Source organism: Pseudoduganella aquatica (assembly GCF_009857595.1).
Classification (GTDB): domain Bacteria; phylum Pseudomonadota; class Gammaproteobacteria; order Burkholderiales; family Burkholderiaceae_D; genus Rugamonas; species Rugamonas aquatica_A.
Genome location: NZ_WWCU01000029.1, coordinates 70,922 through 80,063 on the forward strand (window position 1 = coordinate 70,922; position 9,142 = coordinate 80,063).

7 protein-coding genes are annotated in these 9,142 nt (G+C 67.3%); all 7 read right to left on the reverse strand.

All coding sequences use genetic code 11. The annotated features are described in order from the left end of the window. Nucleotides 1-18: 18 nt before the first annotated feature. The gene (locus tag GTP77_RS21685; RefSeq protein ID WP_161074231.1) at nucleotides 19-4,695 is read right to left on the reverse strand and encodes a PilC/PilY family type IV pilus protein; all 4,677 of its coding nucleotides are present in this window, start codon (nucleotides 4,693-4,695) and stop codon (nucleotides 19-21) included. Nucleotides 4,696-4,718: 23 nt separating this feature from the next. Continuing rightward, on the reverse strand, nucleotides 4,719-5,312 hold the full coding sequence (locus GTP77_RS21690) for a pilus assembly PilX family protein (RefSeq protein WP_161074232.1): 594 nt from the start codon (nucleotides 5,310-5,312) through the stop codon (nucleotides 4,719-4,721). After that, nucleotides 5,300-6,481: a PilW family protein gene (locus GTP77_RS21695; protein WP_161074233.1), complete on the reverse strand. Its 1,182-nt coding sequence runs from the start codon at nucleotides 6,479-6,481 to the stop codon at nucleotides 5,300-5,302. Before GTP77_RS21695 ends, GTP77_RS21690 begins: the two co-directional genes overlap by 13 nt. Then, nucleotides 6,481-6,921, reverse strand: a complete 441-nt coding sequence (locus GTP77_RS21700; protein WP_161074234.1) for a type IV pilus modification PilV family protein — start codon at nucleotides 6,919-6,921, stop codon at nucleotides 6,481-6,483. The genes GTP77_RS21695 and GTP77_RS21700 overlap by 1 nt, the downstream gene beginning before the upstream one ends. A gap of 7 nt (nucleotides 6,922-6,928) precedes the next feature. After that, nucleotides 6,929-7,561 carry a pilus assembly FimT family protein gene (locus GTP77_RS21705; RefSeq protein ID WP_161074235.1) on the reverse strand — a complete coding sequence of 211 codons (633 nt, stop codon included), beginning with the start codon at nucleotides 7,559-7,561 and terminating at the stop codon, nucleotides 6,929-6,931. Then, complete coding sequence (locus GTP77_RS21710) at nucleotides 7,549-7,983, reverse strand: type IV pilin protein (RefSeq protein WP_161074236.1); 435 nt, start codon at nucleotides 7,981-7,983, stop codon at nucleotides 7,549-7,551. The genes GTP77_RS21705 and GTP77_RS21710 overlap by 13 nt, the downstream gene beginning before the upstream one ends. Before the next feature lie 112 nt (nucleotides 7,984-8,095). Beyond that, nucleotides 8,096-9,142: sensor histidine kinase (locus tag GTP77_RS21715; protein ID WP_161074237.1), on the reverse strand; the 1,047-nt coding region annotated here is incomplete at its 5' end.

The following is a 9,142-nucleotide window of genomic DNA, read 5'->3' on the forward strand; positions in this document are numbered from 1 at the left end:
TAGTCTCAATCTCACTCGTCAATCGATCTTGATCCTGCGCCAGCCGGCCCGGTGGGCGGCGGTCGATTCCAGCTCGATCAGCGGACGGGTCAGCGTTTCGCCCTTGGCGGTGGTGGTGATCATCTTCAGCTCGCCCTTGGGCAGGCGCACGATGATGAAGCCCACCGCCGCCGAGGTGTTCGACAGCGTGCTGCCGGCGATATTGCCGATGGCCGCGTTGCCGTTGCACACGTTCAGCGCGTAGGCGTTGCTGGTGCCGCCCACCGAGCACGACGAGGACGACGTCGGCAGATTGGTCACCACATTGGCCACGCCGCTGACCACTTTCGGATCCAGGTTCATGCGCTCGCCCTTGTTCAGCGACCAGTCGAAGTACCAGCCGTCCTGCGTCACCAGGTTCACCGGATTGCTGGTGATCGTGTAGGTATTGGTGTTGCTGCTCGAGCCTTGCAGCGCCAGCGTCTGCTTGACCATGCCGGTGCCGCGCGCCGCGATGCAGGGCGTGGTGCTGCAGGTGTCGGCGTCCTTCACCACGTACAGGCTTTGCAGGTCGACGTTCACGGTGTCCGGCACGTCCAGCAGGCGGCCGGTGCCGAACAGCACCACGCGCTGGGCGATATTGGTGATTTCGCCGGTGGTGGCGTTGGTCTGCTGGGCCGCGCACAGGGTGATGTCGGGGCGCGTGGTGATGGGCTGCAGCGCGCCGGTGGTCGCCATCTGGCGCACCGTCGCGGCGGCCGCGTCGAAGCGCCACAAATTGCCGTCGTTGTCGCCGCCGTACACATAGGTCACGGCCGGATCGGTGGCCGGGTTGTTGGTGATGGCGGTGATCTTCGCCAGGCCGGACGGCGTGGTGGTGCTGCCCGAGCCGGTGTCGATCTTCTGCAGGATGGCGCCGGTGGCAACGTCGATAATGAACAGGAAGCCCCGGCCGGTGCCGCCCGCCACGCCGTCGGTGCCGGGCACGTTGTTGTAGCCGGAGGTGACGAACACCACCCACTGGCCGCGCCAGGTGCCGAACTGCGGATTGCCGAAGGTCAGGCCCAGGTCGGCGTCGGCGTGGGCGCAGACGGCGGCGTCGGCGCAGGTTTCCCACAGCGCCTTGGGCGCGGTGGGGTCGGTCACGTCGAGCGCGTAGTAGCCGCGTCCACCGCCGTTCAGGCCGGCCACCAGCACGGTTTTCCAGGTGCCGCCCACTTCCACGTCCGCCACTTCCGGCGAACCGTCGGTGCTGAACTGGTGGTTGGTGCCGTAGGTGGTGCTGGCCAGCGCGTAGAGCTTCTTCATGGTGATGCGCGGCACATAGGCCCACAGCTCATGGCCGTCCGAGGCGCGGAAGGCATGCAGCATGCCGTCGTTGGCGGCGGTGAACACGGTCGGCACGCGGTCGGCGGTCCACTTGGTGCGGTAGGCCTGGTAGGTGGCCGATGGATAACCCTTGCGCGGCTCGCGCAGATAGGCCGGCTTGGACGAGGCGATGTCGCCCAGCACGATGGGGACCGGGCCGGACTGGCCGGCCGGCGTGGTGGCCGTCAGGCTGTAGGCGCGGAAGATCTCATCGTTGGCATAGGTCTGCTCGCCGCGCAGCCAGTTCACCATATTGGCGCCGCTGTTGACGATGGCGCGGTCCGTGGTCGACAGCAAGGTGCATTGCGACAGCGCCGTGCACTTGTTGCTGAACCAGCCCTGCATCAGCGCCGAGCCGCCCATATTGGCGTAGCGGAATTCGGTCAGCGAGGTGGCGCCGCCCGGGTCCAGCATGTAGATGGTGCGGCCGCCGCTGGTGGCCGGCGTGCCGCCGGTCCCTGCCACGGCCTGCGGGCCGACCGTGTCCGAGGTGGTCCAGACCGGCGTGGTGCCGACGATGCCGGTGGCCGGATCGATCTTCTTGTCCGACAGCTCGCCATACCATTTCACGGTGGTGAAGGTGTCCGAGAAGATGTCGTTGTCCTGCAGCGAAATATTCGGCGTCGAGGTCGCCGCGGCGGCCGCCGCGCCCACCGTCACCTGCATATTGGCCAGTGCCGAGGCCAGGCCCTCCACCACTTCCTTGGGCTCGTTGGCGCTGAAGTATTTGCCATGGCCGGCAATGGCGGCGTGCCACAGGTCGTCCACGCGCTCCTGCACGGTGCTGGCCGTGCTGGAGGTCTGCGGGTCCGGCCACACATAGGCGCCGTTGGCGTTCCACGGGCAGCCCGAGGCGGCGCCGGTGATCAGGTTGTAGAAGTCGCCGCCCGGCTTGGGCGCGGTGTCGTAATTGGGTTCATAGGTCATCACCCCGTCCATGCCCAGGCCCAGCGTGTAGGTGTTCATGTGCAGGTGGGTGTTCTCGCCGCCGGCGGCGGGCACCTGGCCGGGCTTGGTCATGTCCGGCTCCAGCGAGGGCCGCAGCGACACGGTGCCGTCGCTGGAGCCGCCGTTGTACCAGTGCAGCGCCACGTCCGAGATCGAGGGCTGGGACTGGGAGCGCGTATCGACGCAGCCGCGCGCCTGGGTGCAGAAGCGCGACGGGTTCTCCACGTTGTCGTTGTTGACCACGTTGGCGGTGGAGCTGCCGTTCCAGTAGCCGTCCGTGGTCAGTATCAGGAAATTGGGCTGGCAGGGGAACTGCACCACCTCGTTGCCGGCGCTGTACTCGTAAGGGCTGAGGTTGGCGTACATGCGGCCCACATTGTCCATCGCCGCGCGGATCGGGGTCGAGCCGCTGGTGGTGGTGTTGTACAGCGTGCTGTACCAGGTGGTGCGCGCGGTGCCGACGAAATCGGTCGGCTTCATGTCGATGGCGCCGCCGGCGGCGGCCTGCGACAGGCGCACGAAGCCGGCCCGGTAGTTGCTGTTGAGCGCGGCGAAGGCGATGCCGACCGAGGTCTTCATCATTTGCAGCCGGCTCTTGTAGTAGGTGTACCAGTTGGCGAAATTGGTCATCTCCTCCGCGTAGGTGCAGCTGGAGGCGCCCAGGCAGTCGATGCGGTCCGGGCCTTTCGGGTAGGTCTGGCCCGAGGTCAGGTTGACGCGCACAAAAGTGCTGGGGGGTTCGCTGCCGGACGAAATGGCGGCGGTGGTGGTGGGAATGGCCTCGTTCACGGCGCTGGAGGCCGCCACATAGCCGGCGCCGGCGGTATAGCTGAAGGTCAGGCCGCTCACGGTGCCGCCGCTGGGCGTGTTGCCGTTGTTGTTGAGAGTGGTGTGCACCAGGCAGATCTTGTTGTTGCCGCTCTGCGCCGCGCAGGTGGGCGTGACGCTGTTGCCGGCCGCGTAGGCCTGGATGGTGCCGCCGTTGCCGATCTTGTTGATGATGGAGGTGGTCACCGTGGCGGCGCTGACGTTGCGGCCCAGCGAAAAGTTATTGATCAGCTGGGTGCCGGCCCAGCTCAGGTCCGACAACGAAGGCGTAGGATTGTTGGTATTGGCGGTGGTGCCGGAGATGGTGACAATGGCGGTGGGCGACACGCGCGTCACGGCCGGCGTGACCGTCACGCTGGGCGCGTTGACGGTGATGCCCCAGCCGGCGCGGCTGTTGTCGCTGACCGGCAAGCAGGTCGTGGCCGACTTGGTGCCGCTGCATACCACGGCCACCACCGCCACCACGTTTTCCGCCGTCAGCGTAATGCCGTAGCTGGAGCACGGCGGCACGGTGGTCTGGCCGATCGGCGTTTTCACGCAGGCGTAGTACTGGTTGGTCAGCCCGGTCCTGGCGATGATGCTGGCCGCCAGCGCGCTGGCCATGGTTTGCTGCTTGAGCGCGGTGTTGGTGCCGCTGGGCGCGGTGACGGTGCCGTTGGTGATGGTGCGCGCCGTGCTCGGGTCCGGTATCGTCACGCTGGTGATGGTCATCGAGGCGCTGCTGGCGGTGGCGCCGATGGCGATGGTGCCGAAGGCGGCCATGCCGCCGCTGGCGGTGGAATAGCGCGGATAGGTATAGCTGCCCACGCGCTTGGCCTGGCAGTTGATCAGCGTGGTCTCCTTGCACCAGCGCACCTTCACCGGCACCGGATAGCCGGACGGCGCCGTGCCGCCGGCCGCCGTGGACTTGCAGGTGGTCATGCTCTCGTCGGTGCAAAATTCCGCCACCGCGATATTGAAGTAGTAAGGACTGGTGGAAATGGCCACCGCGCTGCGGTAGGTGTTGTCCGGATAGCTGTAGGTGGCGCTGTTGACGCGGCAGTCGCTGGTGTTGTTCGGGTCGCACCACTTGAGATCGGGGAACTCGGTCAGCAGGTTGATCTCGGTGTCGTTGGCGGCGTACAGGTCCTTGTTGTAGACGCCGAAAGCGTCGCTGGCCACCTTGGTCCAGCCGGTGGTGTTGGCCGAGGTCTGTTCCTTGTAATAGCTGCCATCGGCCTTGATCGCGGGCTGGTAGCGGATTTTCGGGTTGTAGTACTGACGGTTGAAGTCGGACGCCATGAAAGGCGGGTGGCCGACGTTGCAGGCCATGATGCCGTTCGACAGCTTGGCGCTGGAGCGGCACAGATTGTCGTTCACATAGTCGGGCGTGTAGTGCTGCTCCATGGAACCGGAGTTGTCGAACAACAGCATCAGATTGGGCTTGACGGTGCCGGTGCCGGCGATGTTCAGCAGCGGCACTTGCGCAATCTGCGTGGTGCCGGCCCAGGCGGCCGGCGCCAGCAGGGACGCCGACAACGTAGCCAAAGCGGCCAGGGCGGCCAGCCCGGGCTGGTAGGTGAGCTTGTTCATATTGTTTCCTGTCTTAAAGGGCCTCAGGGACCCATCATCACCACGGACTGCGTCACGACGTTGCCGCCGCGCGGGCCATAAATGCGCGCTGTGATCACATAGTGCAGTTCGGGCATGGTGGCGTACTCGGAGCGGTCGCTCGACAGGCTGAGCCCGAGCCCGGTCTGGCTGGCCACCTTCTGCTTGGCCGCCGCCAGCGTGCAGTTGTTGGCCGGCGCGGTCGAGTTGTAGGCGCCGGGCAGCATGCACATGCGGTGGATCACGTACTGGATGCGGTTATGGGCGCTGTCGTCCACATAGGCCGAGCCGGCCCAGAAGTCCGGATGGTTCACGCCCTGGTTGGGCGCCATCGACGCCACATAGCCGGCCGCCGGAATATTGGCCACCAGCGTGGACTTGGGCTGCGTGGCCAGGAACTGGAAGGCCGTGTGCAGCCCCAGGTCGGCCGCCTTGGCCAGCGAGGAATCGTAGGCCAGGTTGCTGGTGGTCATGGTGCTGGAATTGGTCGAGCGCAGCAGGTATATGCTGCTGAGCATCATCACTGCCAGCATGATGAGCATGACGGGCAGCGCCACGCCGCGCTGGCGCAGTCCCTGAGCGGTATTCAGCTTTCCCATGTCGGCCTCCAGCCTGCGTTGCGGATAGGGATAATGGTTTCAAACACGCGGTAGCGGTAGCACTTCCAGCTCACGCTGTCGCCGGGCTGCGCCACTTCCACCGTGACCGGCACCGCCGTCACATTGGCCGGGCTGGCGGTGGCGAACACCACCGGCTTGGCCGTGGTGGCACTGCACTGGCCATTGGTGGCCGAAGGCTTTTCCGGCGCCTTGCTGCGCGCCACCACCGCCACGCGGATGGCGGCCACCTGCTGGTAGTCGCCGGCGCTGCCGGTGGCGGCGTCGCCGTCCGCATTGACCATGGTGTTGGACCACTGCGTCACCTGCAGGCCGGTGGCCGGATTGAATGCGCCGCTGGCAAAACCGTACTGGGCCTTGAGCGCCACGATGCCCTCCACCACCGTCGACGGCGCCGCCATGGCGCCGGCCAGGTTGGAGGCGCGCAGCATCAGCACGCTGTTCTGCACCGACCAGGTGTGCAGCGCCAGGCTGCGCGCCGGCCCCAGGTTGTAGACCCGCGCCAGATTCGCGGTGAAGGCGGCGCCCAGTCCGTTGCGGTTGTAGCGCGACTCGGCGTTGGCGGTGAAGGTGAGCACGGTGCCGAGGGGATCGGCGCTGAGCTGGGCCAGCGCGCAGTTGCCGCCGCGCGGCTCCGGCACCACCACGATGGCGTCGCCCTTCAGGAAGCCGAAGGGCGCGGCGGTGGAGATGCTGAGCGTGTCGCCGCCGGCGTAGTTGTCGCTGACCTTGACCGAGCCCACGCCGGTCGGCGAGCTGCCGGTGTTCAGGCTGATCTGGTCCGAGCCGTTGGCGTTGTTGGTGATCACCACCGCCGCCAGCGGCGTGACGGCCACGCCGCCGCGGTCGGCGGCGGCCAGCGCGTAGCCGGCGGTGTCGGAGAAGATGGTGTTGCAGCCGGCGACCAGGTCGTCGTTCATGCCCCAGCCTGCCTGGGCCGCGTCCTCGGTGATGGAAAACAGCGCCAGCATGCCGTTTTGCATCTGGTCCGAGCCGCCCAGCGACACCGACTTGTTCTGCTCGGAGTTCACGATCAGGCGGGTGGCGAACATAATGGCCAGCATGCCGACCGTGACGGCCACCATCAGCTCGACGACGGAAAAGCCGCGCGCGCCGGCGCGCCGGGGGGATGGGAAAGTCAGGCGGCGCATCAGGTCACCCTCGCGACATAGGAAGTGAGCACATGGCGGTTTTCGGCGCCCCCCGTCTTGCGCGTCCAGCGGATGCTGATTTCCACCATGGTGGTGGTGGCGCTTTGCGTCACCAGCCGCACCGCCACCTTGGCGCCCGGGATCTGCAGCTTGGTTTCCGCCAGCCAGGGCGCGATGGCGCCGCTGGGGGTGCCGTTTTCGGCCAGCGCGTAATCACCCAGGTTGGGCAGGTCGTTGCTCATGATGCCGAACAGCTTTTCGCCGGCAATGGTGGCTTCGGCGCGCATGCTGGCGTCCGACAGGGCCGAATACGAGCGCGCCTGCAGGCCCACCGTGCCAAGCAGGCCGATGGCGAGGATGACGATGGCGATCATGGCTTCCAGCATGGCCACGCCGCGCTGGCGCCATGCGGGACGCCGGGGAAGGCGGCAAGTTTTCATGGCGTGCTCACGGTGGGCAGGCGCGCGAGTCGGGCGCGGCCAGGACGGGGTTGCACTTGATGGCCAGGCCGGACAGCGACACGGCCACCGCCACCGGCGGGATTTCGCTGGCGTGCGGACCGGCCGGATCGAGGCGGATGCGGCTCAGGCGGTCGGCATAGCCGGTGTCGACCCAGCCCAGCGAGGTGAAGTACACGGCCGAGGTGCCCTCCGGCTCCAGCTTGGGCACCAGCATGTCGCTTTGCGGCAAGGCATCCGCCGGGCGCAGCACGGATTTGTAGCCGTTCACGCCTTCCGGATCGGACGGCGCCGGCGTGCTGGTGGTGGACCAGGTGCCGCTGGTGTCGTTGCAGGGCACGCCCGGGGCCGGGAAGCACACGTCGACCTGCCAATCCATCTGGCCGTTGTTCACGTTCGGCGTCAGCACGATGCGGCTGGCGGCGTTATGCAGCACCGCCTGGCGGCGCGCCATGGCGAAGCCGTCGGCATAGAATTCGCCGGCCGAGACCGCCTTATTGCCGCTGATCCAGGTCGCCATGCTGGGGATGCCGATGGCCGCCAGCAGCGCCAGGATGGTCAAGCCTATCATCAGCTCGACCAGCGTGGTGCCGCGCTGGCCGCTGTCCATTAGTTGCCGCATACGCCCCCCGGACGGTCGACCCAGCAGCTGGTGCTGGTGCCCCACTCGGGCGTGGCGGTGGTGGCGCGGCCGCCATTCTGGTCCACCGTGTAGCTGAAGCCGGCTGCCTTGCCCTTGCCGGTGGCCGTGAGGACATAGGCCGAGGCGGTGGCGTTGGACAGGGTGTAGTCGAAATTGGCCGTCGACGAGGGGAAGTTGCTGGCGTTCTGGAAGCCGTCATAGGTGCGGCTGTTGGCCCAGAACTGCTCGGCGGCGGGCTGCGCGCCGCCCAGGGAAGTGAAGGCTTCGGTCAGCCTGGCCCGCACCACGTATTTGCTGTAGGCCGGCAGCGCCACCGCCGCCAGGATGCCAATAATAGCCACGGCGATCATCACTTCGATCAGCGAGAAACCTTGCTGCGAACCATGCTGGCTGCGTTTCATCTTGGTACGCTCCGTTATGTTGTCATAAGTCATGACAGCATGGTAGCGCTCCTAGCTTGCATTTCCCTGAAGAAATACTGACAAATTCCTGACAGCCGCACATTTGCCCAAATTAAGCGGCGGGAAAGCGCACCGAGAACAGCGCGCCCTGCCCCGCCTGGCCGCCGGTGGCGCTGGCAATGGCGATGCGGGCGCCGTGGGCGGCCGCAATGTCGCGCACAATAGCCAGGCCCAGGCCGCTGCCGGCCACCTTGTCGTCCAGCCGCACATAGCGCTTGAACACGGCCTCGCGCAGCGCCGGGGCGATGCCCGGCCCCGAGTCCTCCACCTCCAGCACCGTGCCCCCGGTCAGCGCCCCGCCGCCCGCCTCGCCGGGCATGCAGCGCACCGTCACCGTGCCGTGCTCGGGCGTGTAGCGGATGGCGTTGTCGATCAGGTTGTCGACCAGGTCGCGCAGCAGGAAGCGGTCGCCCAGCACCGGCGCGGGCTGCAGCTCGAAACCCAGGTCGATGGACTTGCGCGCCGCCTGCTCGACGAAATGCTGCACGGTCTCGGCCACCAGGGCGTCCAGCGCCAGCGGCTCGAGCCGGGTCTTTTCGAAGTGGCTGGGCTCGGCGCGCGCCAGCGCCAGCAGCTGGTTGGTCTGCCGTATCATGCGCTCGGTGGAGGACAGCATCAGGCGGATGGAATGCGCGGTTTCCGCCTCGGCGTGGCGATGGCCCAGCCATTCAAGCTGGGTCTGCAGGCCGGCCAGCGGGGTGCGCAGCTGGTGCGCCACATTGGCCAGGAATTCCTGCTGCGCTTGCGCGCCCTCGCTCACGCGCGCCAGCAGGCCGTTGAAGGCGTGCACCACCGGCGCCAGCTCATAGGGCACGCCCTCCTGCACGATGGGGGACAGCTGGTCGCCCTTGCGCGCGTTCAGGCCGGCGCGCATGCGCTCCAGCGGACGCAGGCCGTTGGTCACCGAGAACCAGATCAGGCCCACGCAGGCCAGGGTGAACAGGCTGTCGAGCAGCACCAGCGCACGGAAAATCGCCTGCCGCACCTGGGTGCGCTGGCGCAGCGTGCGCGCCACGCCGACGTAGGCCGGCGCAGGCGCTGCCGTCGCAGGCGCAGCGGCGGCCCCGCCCGCGCTGACTCGCAGCGCGGCGATGCGCAC